Annotated in this window: 18 protein-coding genes and 1 pseudogene; 11 read left to right on the top strand and 8 right to left on the bottom strand. The window is 56.5% G+C overall.

All coding sequences use genetic code 11. From position 1 onward, the window contains the following. Positions 1-116: 116 nt before the first annotated feature. Complete coding sequence (locus ACWKXN_RS00095) at positions 117-383, top strand: hypothetical protein (RefSeq protein WP_446490044.1); 267 nt, start codon at positions 117-119, stop codon at positions 381-383. An 81-nt stretch (positions 384-464) separates the two neighbouring features. Here ACWKXN_RS00095 and gstA read toward each other — a convergent pair whose 3' ends face one another. After that, on the bottom strand, positions 465-1,070 hold the full coding sequence (gene gstA, locus ACWKXN_RS00090; protein WP_454543154.1) for a glutathione transferase GstA: 606 nt from the start codon (positions 1,068-1,070) through the stop codon (positions 465-467). Between the two features lie 109 nt (positions 1,071-1,179). Here gstA and ACWKXN_RS00085 point away from each other — a divergent pair, with 109 nt between their 5' ends. The 3 genes from ACWKXN_RS00085 to ACWKXN_RS00075 all read left to right on the top strand — a co-directional run bounded on the left by ACWKXN_RS00085 (position 1,180) and on the right by ACWKXN_RS00075 (position 3,280). Beyond that, positions 1,180-2,064, top strand: a complete 885-nt coding sequence (locus ACWKXN_RS00085; protein WP_033144866.1) for a LysR family transcriptional regulator — start codon at positions 1,180-1,182, stop codon at positions 2,062-2,064. Positions 2,065-2,355: 291 nt separating this feature from the next. Further along, complete coding sequence (locus ACWKXN_RS00080; protein ID WP_240609207.1) at positions 2,356-2,811, top strand: hypothetical protein; 456 nt, start codon at positions 2,356-2,358, stop codon at positions 2,809-2,811. A gap of 169 nt (positions 2,812-2,980) precedes the next feature. Further along, on the top strand, positions 2,981-3,280 hold the full coding sequence (locus ACWKXN_RS00075; protein WP_240609208.1) for a hypothetical protein: 300 nt from the start codon (positions 2,981-2,983) through the stop codon (positions 3,278-3,280). A 109-nt stretch (positions 3,281-3,389) separates the two neighbouring features. Here the strand turns inward: ACWKXN_RS00075 and ACWKXN_RS00070 are convergent, their stop codons facing one another. Continuing rightward, positions 3,390-3,722, bottom strand: coding sequence for a DUF6678 family protein (locus ACWKXN_RS00070; protein WP_340674080.1), 333 nt, complete (start codon positions 3,720-3,722; stop codon positions 3,390-3,392). An 86-nt stretch (positions 3,723-3,808) separates the two neighbouring features. After that, complete coding sequence (locus tag ACWKXN_RS00065) at positions 3,809-4,384, bottom strand: hypothetical protein (RefSeq protein WP_240609210.1); 576 nt, start codon at positions 4,382-4,384, stop codon at positions 3,809-3,811. A gap of 332 nt (positions 4,385-4,716) precedes the next feature. Here ACWKXN_RS00065 and ACWKXN_RS00060 point away from each other — a divergent pair. The 5 genes and pseudogenes from ACWKXN_RS00060 to ACWKXN_RS00040 all read left to right on the top strand — a co-directional run bounded on the left by ACWKXN_RS00060 (position 4,717) and on the right by ACWKXN_RS00040 (position 7,055). Continuing rightward, positions 4,717-5,027: pseudogene (locus ACWKXN_RS00060) on the top strand (type II toxin-antitoxin system HigB family toxin). After that, positions 5,024-5,443: a helix-turn-helix domain-containing protein gene (locus ACWKXN_RS00055; RefSeq protein ID WP_320709050.1), complete on the top strand. Its 420-nt coding sequence runs from the start codon at positions 5,024-5,026 to the stop codon at positions 5,441-5,443. The pseudogene ACWKXN_RS00060 and the gene ACWKXN_RS00055 overlap by 4 nt, the downstream one beginning before the upstream one ends. Positions 5,444-5,512: 69 nt before the next feature. After that, positions 5,513-5,923, top strand: a complete 411-nt coding sequence (locus ACWKXN_RS00050) for an Imm63 family immunity protein (protein WP_454543153.1) — start codon at positions 5,513-5,515, stop codon at positions 5,921-5,923. Positions 5,924-6,034: 111 nt separating this feature from the next. Continuing rightward, positions 6,035-6,628, top strand: coding sequence for a hypothetical protein (locus ACWKXN_RS00045; protein ID WP_454543152.1), 594 nt, complete (start codon positions 6,035-6,037; stop codon positions 6,626-6,628). A 1-nt stretch (position 6,629) separates the two neighbouring features. After that, positions 6,630-7,055, top strand: a complete 426-nt coding sequence (locus ACWKXN_RS00040; protein WP_048978891.1) for a VOC family protein — start codon at positions 6,630-6,632, stop codon at positions 7,053-7,055. A 16-nt stretch (positions 7,056-7,071) separates the two neighbouring features. Here the strand turns inward: ACWKXN_RS00040 and ACWKXN_RS00035 are convergent, their stop codons facing one another. From ACWKXN_RS00035 to ACWKXN_RS00025, 3 genes are read right to left on the bottom strand one after another with little or no spacing between them, the layout of a single operon-like run. Next, a complete protein-coding gene (locus ACWKXN_RS00035) occupies positions 7,072-7,935 on the bottom strand; it encodes an HlyD family secretion protein (protein WP_334753984.1) in 864 nt (287 codons plus the stop codon). Then, positions 7,932-8,147, bottom strand: coding sequence for a DUF1656 domain-containing protein (locus tag ACWKXN_RS00030; protein ID WP_033144858.1), 216 nt, complete (start codon positions 8,145-8,147; stop codon positions 7,932-7,934). Before ACWKXN_RS00030 ends, ACWKXN_RS00035 begins: the two co-directional genes overlap by 4 nt. After that, the gene (locus ACWKXN_RS00025; RefSeq protein WP_454543151.1) at positions 8,140-10,122 is read right to left on the bottom strand and encodes an FUSC family protein; all 1,983 of its coding nucleotides are present in this window, start codon (positions 10,120-10,122) and stop codon (positions 8,140-8,142) included. The genes ACWKXN_RS00030 and ACWKXN_RS00025 overlap by 8 nt, the downstream gene beginning before the upstream one ends. A 76-nt stretch (positions 10,123-10,198) precedes the next feature. Here ACWKXN_RS00025 and ACWKXN_RS00020 point away from each other — a divergent pair, with 76 nt between their 5' ends. Then, a complete protein-coding gene (locus tag ACWKXN_RS00020; protein WP_454543150.1) occupies positions 10,199-10,993 on the top strand; it encodes an AraC family transcriptional regulator in 795 nt (264 codons plus the stop codon). Here ACWKXN_RS00020 and ACWKXN_RS00015 read toward each other — a convergent pair. Beyond that, complete coding sequence (locus ACWKXN_RS00015) at positions 10,990-11,880, bottom strand: oxidoreductase (RefSeq protein ID WP_454543149.1); 891 nt, start codon at positions 11,878-11,880, stop codon at positions 10,990-10,992. The genes ACWKXN_RS00020 and ACWKXN_RS00015 overlap by 4 nt on opposite strands. A 105-nt stretch (positions 11,881-11,985) precedes the next feature. Here ACWKXN_RS00015 and ACWKXN_RS00010 point away from each other — a divergent pair, with 105 nt between their 5' ends. Beyond that, a complete protein-coding gene (locus ACWKXN_RS00010; protein ID WP_029741715.1) occupies positions 11,986-13,107 on the top strand; it encodes a YbdK family carboxylate-amine ligase in 1,122 nt (373 codons plus the stop codon). On the opposite strand, the gene ACWKXN_RS00005 is transcribed toward ACWKXN_RS00010, so the two are convergent. Then, positions 13,037-13,190 (bottom strand): hypothetical protein (locus ACWKXN_RS00005; protein ID WP_454543435.1); only part of this gene is annotated, 154 nt, incomplete at its 5' end. The genes ACWKXN_RS00010 and ACWKXN_RS00005 overlap by 71 nt on opposite strands.

The raw sequence follows: 13,190 nt of genomic DNA, 5'->3' as shown, positions 1-13,190 counted from the left end.
ATTGTCTGCCGCAAACCATCTGTTACTCTGGCTGCACTCAAGGGATGACAAGGAAGAGAGATGCTGAATCCATGCTGGCAAGATGCCTTGAAATACCCTGAACAATGGAGGTTTTGATGACTACACGAGTTATTGCATTTTTGCTCATACTCGGCGCATTCGCTGTAAATGCTGCCGATGGCGGTAATGGTGGGGATGGCGGAAACGGTTCTGATGGAGGAAACGGTTCGGATGGCACCGTCTCAGCTCCGGGCCGTGCGGGTTGTCCGGGCGGAACAGAGCCGGACGCGTCGGGAAAATTTTATCTTCCAGGAACAAAACAGCAGTGCAATCCGGGGAAGCAGGATGCCGTGAAAAGCGCCAGGCAATCAGATGCAGAGTGACAGTAAGCTAACGCATCCTGGCTCCACATCCTCACTTGCCTCCTGCTTCAGGCATGAATACCTGCGGTGGAATACGCAGACCTAGACTTTCTCCTCCGCACGTAATGCGGCCTGCACCGCGGGCCGGGCAATGATTTTTTCCCTGTACGCCACTAGCGCGGGCCAGTCGTTGAGTTCAATTGAGAAGAACGTGCACCATCCCAGCACGGTGAAAAGATAGGCGTCTGCTACATTGAAAGACGCTCCCGTCAGATAAACGCTTGTGGAGAGCGTTTCCTGAAGAAAATCGAACCGCCTGAAGAGCTTCTCACGAAAAATCGATTTGGCCTCTTCGGGCAGCACGCGGTTGAAAAGAGGTGCCGATCCCGCGTGTATTTCGCTGGTGATAAAGTTTAGCCATTCCTGAAGCCGCACCCGCTCCCAGCCGTCTGCTCGCGGTGCCAGCCCACTTTCTGGCTTGAGGTCTGCCAGGTACTGCAAAATTGCTGGCCCCTCGGTCAGGATTTTCCCGTCATCCAGCTCAAGCGCAGCGACATAACCTTTGGGGTTGATGGTCAGGAAGTCGCGCCCGTCAGCGGTAAGCTTGCTCCTGTTGTCCACTTTAACCAGTTCAAACTCAATCGCCAGTTCGCGAAGCACGATATGGGGTGAGAGTGAACAGGTGTCCGGGGCGTAATAGAGTTTCATAATCTCTCCGTTAAAGCGGTTGTGTGATTTACATACACTGTGCTTAAAGCCATTCTCACTGTAAAATTAATGATTCATAAAATAGCTATTAGCTGAGCTACTGATATCCATGATGAATCTTTTACACTGGCGCTTGCTGGTTGCAGTGGCCGATGCCAGTAATATTTCCCGTGCCGCTGAAGAGGTAGGCATGACGCAGTCGGGCGCCAGCCAGGCGATCGCTCAGTTAGAGGCCTCATTAGGATTTGCGGTATTCACGCGAGAGCGGCGCCACATCGGCGTAACGTCGCTGGGTGAGCGGGTTGTCAAAGAAGCAAGGAGTATGCTGGCGCGGCTGGATGCCATCCGTGCACTGGCGGATGAGAGCCGGGGGCTGAGCGGCGGGCGTATTCGTCTTGCCAGTTTTCCTTCGGTGACATCCACGTTTTTGCCCGGACTGCTGCGGGATTTTAAGCGCCTGCATCCTGAAATCGAGGTGGTCGTACTGGAAGGTACGGACCAGGAGGTCGAAGAGTGGCTGGCGGCAGATACGGTTGATGTGGGCGTGGTCATGAACCCTGTTCCCGGGCGTGCTGAAGCGATCTTAGGGCAGGATGCATGGGTCGCGGTGTTGCCAGCCAGTCACCGTCAGGCTCGTTATGCACGTACGCGCGGCATCACCCTTGAGGAACTGGCAGACCAGCCCTTCGTGCTCGCAACCGGCGCTTGCGCCGTCAATGGAAAAAGCCTGATGGAACAGGCTGGCTTGCAGCTGTCTGACGTGCGGGTGACCGTCCGCGACTGGATCAGCGCCTGCCTGCTGGTACGCGAAGGCATGGGCGTCGCGCTTATACCTGAATCCGCGCTGCCGGGTGAATTACGCGGTTTGTGCGTCGTGCCCGTGACGCCTTCGCTGTGCCGGGAGTTTGGGCTGGTTTGTTCGCAGGCTGGCAAATCCTCCCGCGCGACGCAGGCGTTATTAGAAGGATTGCTCAAAATGAAAAGGTCTGCGTGAAGGAGTAACCGTGGTTCACACTGTGCCCGGCGGCGCTGCGCTTGCGCGGGCCTACGGTTCATGTCGCGGGTTGGTTGGCGGTTTTGCAGGCCGGGTAAGCCGTAGCCGCCATCCGGCAGTGCCCTTCTGGAAGCCGCCTCGCAAACTTTCAAGCAACCTTATGTAATTCAGGGTGATCCCTTTTCATCCCTTCCCCGTGGTCGTAAAGTGCCTGCGTTACGGCACATCCGTAACCGGGCGTAGGAACCCGTTAGCATAACATGACGTTTTTTTGGACAAAGAGGATGCTAAATGGCGACTACCCCTGGATTTTCTTACGCGCTCTCTGAGGAAAGCGCAGTTCATCACCTCATCAACACTTCAATTTCCGATTCTGCGGATCTCTTCGAACTGGCCGATGCCTGCACTGCGTATGTCAGCGTGCTGGTGGAAACTGACGACGCGGTGACATTTGACACGCTCTGTAAGAGATTGCTGGCTGCGCTTAAGCGACTGCGGGAGTGCTGTGACTCGGAACTTCCGCCGTACCTGGTTGAACAGTTGATTACTGGTGAAAAGATAACCTCGTGTGTACCGGACTGCTGGCAGGAGACGACGCTGCAGGTGGATTATGCCGTAGCGTTAACGCTGGCGGTGATGGGCGGGACACTGCCTGCGAGCGTGGCGAAAGAACTCACCGGGCTGCTGCATGATATGGTCTGGTTGCTGGCAGAGTTTGTGAAGGAGCCTTATATCACGGCGCACTGAGTTTGGTGACTGAAGGCCGGAATTCTGCGAGGTAAGAAGCAGGATTTCGACCTTACGCTAACGTTGAATGTCTGTTAAGAGCGAGAAACGGACATAATTGTAAAAAGCATGGTGTCGGATTACAGTGAGGACATTGATTGATAAGTAAGTCGAATCAAAGCTGTAGCCAATGAAACAAAAACTTCGCAAACGTAACCAGGACTGGATTTCAAGGCAATTGCAACGTGCGCACAAAGAGGAAATGCCGTTAAGTTTCTTTATTAACTTTCCCTCAATACGAGCAAGTTTGTGTAATGGTGAGCGCCTTAAACGGCGTGGTCGTCTCAAGCCGGACTGGGGTCGCGCGTTGTTTCATCAAGGATGGGGAGAAGTGCCTATGGTTGGGCCACAAGGCTCAGTGTATTGGTTTAACGGGTTTGATAAGGAACAATTACCTGTAGAATGGTTGCCACTGTGGGAAGATCTCTGATTGTATAGAATTTGATCTAATAGCTTTCAGGGTAACGCCTCAACCACGCATAAGACAGCGAGGAGTAGAGGCCAATTCTACGTAAAGATTACAGTATTCCTGTTGGCCATTAAACGATATTGTTTAGTGAAAGATAACCTACATCGCTGACCGAATCTGCGTATCCCCAAATCCTATAACCGGTTGAGGTCTCCATTCCAGGGAGATGAATAGCACGAAGAATAGTACCTACCGTGGTATGCTGTTCAACCGTGTTGGTAAAAATATCAAGATACCGTATTTCCAAATAGCCACCTTCACTGAAATGGTAAAACCACTCGCCATCAAGTGCGGATTCATAGCCATTGAGAAGAGTGACTTTCCATAAGGGAGGTGATTCCATGCTAACCATTGCGACGCGGATCTCATTCCATTTTGTATTATTCATGCAGCTATAAAGCATTCGAACCTCCCAAGGTCTGCTTCAGAAAGAATAACACGCCCTGGATAACAACGTCAGCGCCTGGCACTTTGCAGTTATGAGATTGCCTATACTGCTCGGACCAGAACCCCGGCCCAATCAGAGCTACAGAGAACACGATAGAAAGGTTTCACGCGGCATTTCACAAAATCAAGAATTTCTGCTTCGCTCATCGCTGAGGCCCTAGAGGGGTAGCCAGGCCCCCAATCATCATAGAGATCATCGTATATGCGATAAAACTGCCAGCAGATGTTGCTGAGGATACGAGTACCCGGAGATGAGTGAAACGCAGGGATTTGATGCAGCCGTAACTCTAATTCTTTAGAAGTCTCGGCATGCATCAGAAACCAAGCTTTGATCCTTAGCCACGTCATTGCACTAGCGTTAATGTTAGGCATAACGATGTTTTGTTCAAGCATATATGCACAAAGGTAGCGCTCAATTTCATCTGAATCAGGACGTTTATCTAAATTGAGGGAGGCTAAAATTAACAATGATTCAGAACTTTTGCCGTAGAGTAGCTCTCTTTCTGCCCACTCAATGATCATCTTGTCATAATCATCGACGCGATAAGCCTCGAAAGATTCACCAAACGTTTTCAAACAAAGAATTTCGTGAAGGTCAAGTTTGTATTTATTTTCCATAACGTATTTCAATCCTTGTTGTTAAGAGGGGCAAGTGGATGGCTTCGTTGAGACGATCCGGTGCAAATTGAGCGTACCCCATTACCATCTTAATATCAGCATTAACATCCTTGCAAAACTACCGTTCCGCTACTAAAGAGTCTCCGGCACTCCAACTTCCGCTGCTGGCACAAAGCGGACATTTTTTCACAGTCACCTCATACAGTGTTCACACTCATTAAATGACCGCCGTCAGCACGAGCATTTGAAAACTGTACTCCATCAATATTTCCATATTATCAACCCACCAACTATCACCTATTATATTTCCAATATGGAAACAAGGGGCAAGGATGCACGTAGTCTCAAGAGCGCCTTTCGACACGGCTACCAGACAATTTCCTAATCAAGCACAAGCCCTGGACGATCTTTACCGAGTACTAAAGAGGAACACTACCCGTCACCGGACGATATGCGAAAGCGATTCCCCAGCCTGGACAGGATGAAATACCGCGTGAAATGGTGGGTCATTGATGTGGGTGGCGGGCATTTAAGAGTGATGTTTTTTGCTGATTTTGAGCGAGGAAAGATTTTCATCAAACACATCAGCACACACGCAGAATATGACAAGCTCACGGACCTCTACCGGAGAACGAAAGAATGAATTATGCAACAGCCATCAAAGCGGCAAACGATCTGACAAACGCGCTCCCTTTCCTGGGCTCAAGCCCGTCGCGGCATGATTACGAGGATGCGCTGGCGTTGGTGGAGTATCTGGTCGAACACGAACCCGATAGCCCGCTGGTAGATATGCTCACCGCAAAAATCGATAAGTACGAAAACGAGTCTCCGGAGTTTGCGGAATTTAACGCGCGTGTTGCCCGCATTCCGTCAGGCGTTGCGTTATTGCGAACGCTGATGGATCAATACCAACTCACTCAGAGCGACTTCGAGAACGAAATTGGCAAGAAGTCTCTGGTGAGTCGAATCCTTAATGGACAGCGCACGTTAACGCTGGATCATATGCGTGCGCTGGCGAAGCGTTTTAATTTGCCGGTGAGTGCGTTTGTGGGGAAGTGATCGAGAGCAGGCGCTTTGTACCCAATCCGCGATAATGCGTCGTTTACATACAAGAACAAAGAGCTGTTAATGAAAACAATTGAAGAACTACGAAACGAGCTTCTAAAAATAGGTGAGCTATTAGGCGGAGGTACAAGGCCAAATCATTACTTCTTTATCCCTGACCAACCCGATGGGGCTGCAACTCCCTATCTTGAAATTCATGGCAAAGAATATCATTTTATCGTCAGTGAAAGAGGCCTTGAGCTACAGCGAAAAGTAACGCTCAGTGACGATGAAATTCTGTATTGGTTTGTGGAGAGTGCCGTGGCGGGGATGGCCTCAACCTATGCAGCAAGCCATTCATCTGAACGAGAATTTAGAGAGGTTTATTTCAGAAGGCAATACAGTTTAATGCTCTCTATCAAACCTGAATGGGCAACAAGAAAGCGCAAAGAAATCACTGAGCTCCTCCATTCGCAAAGAAGCGAACGTGGTTAACCCAACCGGCTCGTTACATTTACTTCCCTGTTGCCCTCTCTTTTCCTGGTAATTGCCTGCAACACACCATCTGTTACTCTGGCAGGACGCAAGGGATGACAAGGAAGAGAGATGCTTAACCCAGGATTCGTTACCCGCAAAGCGCTTGCTCAGTGGAAGGATGTTCCCGCTTTTCTCCCCCAGTTCCAGTTTCATGAAAAACACCTGACGGTCATTCACACTAGCCGCCCTGAAAATATTCTGCCGATGATTGCCAGCTTTGACGTCCGGCAAGATGCCGTGATTCAGCGGTTAATGTCATTGCGTCAAATACCGCAAAAATTTCTGCGCAACCAGAAGCCACAGTCGATCGGCAACTTTGGTTTGCACAGTTTTACCCTTTTGAAGAACTCTGCATCTGAGCTCTGCTATGGCTTAAGAGGGCAATTCTGGCGTACCGATTTCGGTCTTGAAAACGTGCCGGATGCCAGTGCTTTTAAGACCCCAGCCGAGCCGGGCAGCGCGAAACTGTTGCTGCGCTACAAGGTAACGGAGCTGGCGCCCGGCAAACATGAGCTCTCTACGGAAACATTCATCTATTGTCCGGACAGACGCACTCGACTAAAAATGTCGGCTTACTGGCTGATAATACGGGCGGGAAGCGGCTGGATCCGTAAAAGGACGCTGAAGGCTGTTAAATCGAATATTGAAGGACGGGAGTCATAAGATGCTGGCTTATATCACAATAGGTACAAACAACTTTCAGCGCTCCGTGAATTTTTATGACGCAGTTTTTAACGTTCTGGGCTATTCACGTCTGCCGGCATGGACTGAAAGCTGGGCAATGTGGGGAGATGAAAATAATCCCGGCGAGGGGTTCAGCTTCTGTCTTTGTCCTCCTTTTGACCAGCAGCCCGCGACGGCGGGAAACGGGACAATGTTCGCATTCAGTGCAGATAACGCGGATCTTGTCAGACGGTTCCATGCAGCTGGCCTCCTTGCGGGAGGAACGGATGAAGGCGAGCCTGGTACGCGAAGCGCGTACGGCCCCGACTTTTATGTTGCCTATCTACGCGATCCTGACGGGCATAAGCTCGCATGCGTTTATCAGCATTACTCTTCTGAAGCCAACAAGTTTGTAGACAAGGAATAGTCGCTTCAATCCTTATCTACCGCCCCACCGCCACGCTCGCCGACAGCCCTGCCACCAGCTCAACGCCCTGCGGCAACCTGTCGATATGAATGCGCACCGGCACGCGCTGCGCCAGGCGCACCCAGCTAAAGGTGGGCTCGACGTCGGGCAGGCCCAGCCCGCCCGCCTCATCGTTGCTGTCCCCGATCCCATGCCCGATGCTCTCCACATGGCCCGTGATGACCGACTCGTAACCCATCAGCACCACCTGCGCGGCATCCCCGACGCGAATATGGCGCAGCTTGGTCTCCTCAAAGTACCCCACCACCCAGAAGCTGTGGGCATCAACAATGGCGACCTTCGTCTCCCCCGCCGTCGCGTAGTCTCCGGGGCGAAGCCGCAGGTGCGTGACGTACCCCGAGACCGGCGCGCGCACGGTGGCGTGCGCCAGATTCAGCTCTGCCAGATCCAGCGCGGCCAGCGCGCCGTGATAATTGGCCGCCGCGACGTTCGCCGCGCTGCCGGTTTGCTGTAAATCCTCGCTCGAGATGGCGTTTTTAATCAGCGTGCGTCGGTGGGCCGCGTCCTGGCGCATCAGCATCTCATGGCGTTTCGACTCGACGTCCGCCTGCGCGCTGACCACCGCCAGCTTAAGCCAGCGCGGATCGATGGTGTAAAGCACATCGCCCCGGTTCACCCACTGATTGTCCCGCACGGCCACGCTGATGACCGGCCCGGAGACGTCCGGCGCAATCTGCACCACGTCCGCCCGCACGCGGCCGTCGCGGGTCCACGGCGTTTGTGCGTAGTGTTTCCACATCATAAACGCCAGAAGCGAGGCCGCCGCGGCCGCGCTTAAGGTCAGCGCATAGCGAGCCAGTAAAGAGAGCAGTGATTTCATGACAATAACCCCAACGCGGTCAGACCCTGCATCAGCAGGAAAAAGGTGACAATCCAGGTTGAAACATCCATCAGCGGGCGAAACGGCAAGCGCCGGTAGAGCCTGCTGAGCGAGAAAAGCGCGACGAGGCCCAGCGTGCAGACCAGCGCCGCGAGGGCGACCATCAGCAGCCCCGGAATAAAAACCCCGCCGATATTGAGATCGTTAACCATTGTCTGGCCCCCGTAATGCACAGTGCAGATCCACCAGCCTGAAGACAAACTGCCGCGCGTGTTCATCTGCCGCAGGCAGTTGGCTCTCGATAATAGCGGCAATGCGTTCGCGTAAGGCGTTGCGTTCCGCGGCGTTTATCCGATGAAAAAGCGCGTCAACCTCCCTGCCGGGCGGTGCGCCACTGCGGCGTAAATGCATAACCGCGAGCCCCAGACGCAGCGCGTGCAACAGCCGATCGAGCGCCTGCTCCGGCGCGCGCGCGCTGCGCGGCAGGCGCGGCAGCAACAGGGCGGTCCGGTCCATCATCAGGTTGATCCAGTGCGTTTCATCAACCCGCAGCGTGCCCTTCACGCTGCGGCGAATGTCGCGCTGGCAGAGGTTCAGCAGACGCGCGATGGCGCCGTCCGCCTGCACGGTTTGCAGCAGGCTCATGCTGACGACGGCAAAGCCGGTCGCGGCAAAGAGCGCGATGGCGGTGTTGGCCGCGACGGCGAAGTCTCCGCTGTAGTGCGCACCCAGCTCGCACAGAATGGGCAGCGTCAGGGTGATGCCCATCGCCATAAACGTGGTGGGCGGGCGCGCCTGAAGCGACCCGGCCAGCAGATACGCCGGGGCAAGCACCGCCACCAGCACCGGAAAATCACTTACCTGCGGCAGCAGCGCAAAGCTGTAGAACAGGCTAATGACCACGCCCCAGAATGAGCCAATGATGTATTTCACGATATGCGGCGCCGGGGTGTCGAAGCTGCCAAACAGCGTGCAGCAGACGCCGAGTATCGAAACCGCCGTACCGCCATCCGCCCACGCCGAGAAGATCCAGACCAGACAGCCGCTCAGGATGATAGCGAAAGCCCCCAGCGCCGTGCGGGCGGCTGTTAGGGGATCGCGGTGGAAAACGTATCCTTTCGCCGCGCGGGTTTGCACCTCCCCAAACACGGGTTTTGCACGGTGGATGGCCCCGGAAAGACGTTCGCACTGCTGCAGAAGCGCGATCGCCTCCGAGAGGTAGCGGATAAAACTGACCTGCAGCGCGTCGTCAAACGTCTGCGCCTGCGCGGCATACCGATCGATGAGAAGCGCACAGCGGAGCCGCAGCGACTCTGCCGTACTGCCGGCATCAGCGCCTTCAGCGGTAAGCCAGGCCTGAACGTCGCCCATCAACGCCTGCACGTCGGCGGGCAGGGTTCCGCTCGCTGGCAGGCGATCGTGCAGTTCACAGTTGACGATAACCAGCCGCGCCAGCCGGTCGTGGATCGCTTTTCTGGCCTGCCGCACCGGGGCTGAAAGGGCAAAATCGTACGGAATATGGTGGCTGATGCCCTGCAGGAACTGCAGCGCCAGGGCCAGATGCAGAGGGCCGGAAGCCGCGTCAGGTTTGCCTGATAGGGTGTCCGCCACCCGCCCGCGCGCGGCCTGTAGCGTCTGGGATAATTTAGCGTTGAACTGGCCCGATACGCGCGCGGGCAGCACGTAGCGGTGGATCAGCGCCGCGCAGAAAATCCCAATCGAGATCTCCTGCACGCGGACGATGGCGACGTTAAAAATGCCGCCGGGATCGGACACCGCAGGAAAACCAATCAGGCTCGCGGTGTAGCCCGCCAGCACAAACGCGTAAGCCCGGGGCGTGCGTTCCAGCAGGGAGAGCCACAGGCAGAAAGCGATCCAGCCCGTCAGCACCACGCTGCACAGGACTGGCGTATTTGCGAAGGCAGGCACAATCACAACGGTCGCGCTGGCACCCGCCACGGTACCGGCCAGCCGGTAGAGGCTTCTGCTCAGCGATGCGCCGACCGACGTCTGCGACACGATGTAAACCGTAATAATGGCCCACGAGGGGCGTTCGAGGCCGATCGACAGCGCAATGTAATAAGCCAGCATCGCCGCGGCAAAGCTCTTCGCAGAGTAGATCAGCGCGCCCGCATCGTTTCCCAGCGCGGCAGGGATGTGCACGGGATGAGAGAAAATGTTTTTCATGCCGGGATTATTACCGGCTTGCAGACCCGCTTAAATACTCTATTCTGTCAAAAAATACCTAAATGCTGCCAGAAACGTGAATCCTCAACCCGCTACTACGCTGTATGACCCCGACTCTACCGCCAGCCCGGCGGTGGCGCGTCATCTGGACTTCGTGGACTACGCCGCGGAAGTGCCGCTGCATACCCACCGCAAGGGCCAGCTGATTATTGCCCGATACGGTGCGGTCAGCTGTTACGCGGAAAATGACATCTGGATCGTGCCGCCGGACTGCGCCGTCTGGATCCCCGGCGGGATCCCGCACAGCGCCAGGGCGACCTGGAACGCGCATCTTAACTATCTGTTTATTGAGCCCGGCGCGGCGGCGCTGCCGGAAAGATGCTGCACGCTGGCGATCTCGCCGCTGATTAAGGAGCTGGTCGATCGTCTGACGCGCGAAGGCGTGGATTATCCCCCCGACGGCCACGTCGCCAGATTGACCCGGGTCACGCTTGACGAGCTCGCCAGCATGCCGCAGCAGAAGCTAAGCCTGCCGGTCTCAACCGATCTGAAAATTCGCGCCATGGCGGACGCGCTGGTTAGCCGCCCTGATGACAGAAGCACGCTGAAGGACTGGGCGAAACGGCTCGCCCTCAGCGAGCGATCGTTTGCCCGCCTGATGCAGCGCGAGACCGGGCTGAGCTTCGGGCGATGGCGTCAGCAGCTGCATTTGATTATTGCCCTGCGGGAGCTGGCCAGCGGCGTGCCCGTCCAGAACGTGGCGGCAACGCTCGGGTATGAATCGGTGAATGCGTTTATCACCATGTTCCGCAAAGCGATGGGCAGCACGCCCGCCAACTACTTTGCCGAACGGAAAAACAGCGGCCGTTAGCCCGGCCCCTCGCTCCCCGCCGCCAGCAGCGGCACCACCACGTCGCTGATGGGCACCGCAATCCCGTGCTTGCGGCCGTAGCGCTGGATCACGCCGTTGCGGATATCCCACTCCATCGGGCGATTGGCCTGACGGTCGGCCAGGATCGAGGTGCCCAGGTCTTCAGGCGCACGCTGAAAGTTTGCCAGGATCTCCTGCGCCACGTCATCGTCCAGCTTCGCCCCTTCGGCGCGGGCGACGGTAAGCCCCTCGCGCAGGTAGGCCAGCGCAAGATCGCTGATATCCTCGCGCCTGAACATCCCGGCGCGGCGGTTAGAAAGCACCATCAGCCCGGCGACCGCGTTTTGCAGCAGCTTGCGCCAGGCGACGGAGGCGAAATCTGTCGAGAGCTCAACCGCGCAGCGCGTACCGCGAAGCGCCTCCACCACCCGCTGCGCCTGCGGCACGTCCGGCAGGGTCAGGCGCGGTTTGGCGCGCAGCCAGACGGAGGCATCCGGCTCGCGCTGGGCCGGGAACCAGACCACCGACGGCAGCACCGTCGCGCCGTTAACCCACGGCTCAAGCTGGGCTTTTTGCTCCACGCCGTTTTGCAGGGCGCAGACCACGGTGTTTTCATCGCACAGCGCGCGCAGCCACCCGGCGCTGTCGGCGTTCTGGGTAGTTTTCACTGCGATGAAAACCAGAGCCACTGGCTGCCTGATGACGGCCGGATCGGTTAATACCGGACCGGGCACCACGGTTTCACCCTCGTCGTGGCGCAGGCGTAATTCCGCGTGCGCGGTGCGCCCGCACAGCAGCGGCGTGCGGCCAACGTCATGCAGCACCGCGGCGATGGTGGTACCAATTGCGCCAGGCCCAATCAGCGCAATCACTGGATTGTCAGACATGGTTAACTCCCCTTTTCGCTAAGCCTGCTAACAGTTATACCACCCTGAAAAGTGAGCGCCACGTCGTTGTCTATACTCAACACACTACAGACAACGGAGTGCGCCATGCCTTTACCCGATTTTAAGTCCTCTGAACCTTTCACCCTCGGCATCGAACTCGAACTGCAGGTGGTTAACCCGCCGGGCTACGATCTGAGCCAGGACTCCTCCGCGCTCATCGCCGCCGTCAAAGACGACATCAAAGGCGGCGAGGTCAAACACGACATCACCGAAAGCATGCTCGAAATCGCCACCGGCGTATGCCAGAACATCGACCAGGCGGCGGCGCAGTTCTCGGTGATGCAGCAGAGCATCCTGCGCGCGGCGGCGGAGCAGCATATCCAGATCTGCGGCGGCGGGACGCACCCGTTCCAGAAGTGGCAGCGGCAGGAGGTGTGCGACGACGAGCGCTATAACGTCACGCTGGAGCGCTTTGGCTACCTGATTTTGCAGGCGACGGTGTTCGGCCAGCACGTGCACGTCGGCTGCCGGACCGGGGACGACGCGATTTACCTGCTGCACGGCCTGTCGCGATTCGTGCCGCACTTTATCGCCCTGGCGGCGGCCTCGCCGTACATGCAGGGCACGGACACGAAGTTCTCCTCGTCGCGGCTCAACATCTTCTCGGGATTTCCGGATAACGGCCAGATGCCGTGGGTCAACAGCTGGCAGGAGTTCGAGGGGCTGTTCCGCCGCCTGAGTTCGACCAGCATGATCGACAGCATTAAGGATCTGCACTGGGATATTCGCCCCAGCCCGCACTTCGGCACCGTCGAGGTGCGGGTGATGGATACGCCGCTGACGCTCGGCCACGCCATTAACATCGCCGGGCTTATTCAGGCGACGTCGCACTGGCTGCTGACCGCGCGGCCCTATAAGCATCAGGAAAAAGATTTTCTGCTGTACCGCTTTAACCGTTTTCAGGCCTGTCGCTACGGGCTGGAGGGGATCCTGACGGACGTGCATACCGGCGAGCACAAAACCGTGGCGGAAGACATTGCGTGGCTGCTGGAGCAGGTTGCGCCGTCGGCCGAGAAGCTCGGCGCGACGAGCGCAATCAATGAAATTGCCCTGCTGTTGAAGCAGGGCAAGAGCGAGGCGCAGCGCATGCGGGAGTTTATCGCCGACGGCGGCTCGCTGATTTCTCTGGTTCAGAAGCACTGCGAGCTGTGGGCGACGAGTCCGTAAGGCCGTGGCCCCACTCGCGCAGGCGCTGGAACAGCACGAACAGCGCGGGGATAAACACAATCCCCACCACGGTCGCCACCAGC

It is taken from the genome of Enterobacter sp. UPMP2060 (assembly GCF_053709655.1).
The sequence above is the reverse complement of the archived record's forward strand: the minus strand, read 5'-3'. Positions and strand labels throughout refer to the sequence as shown.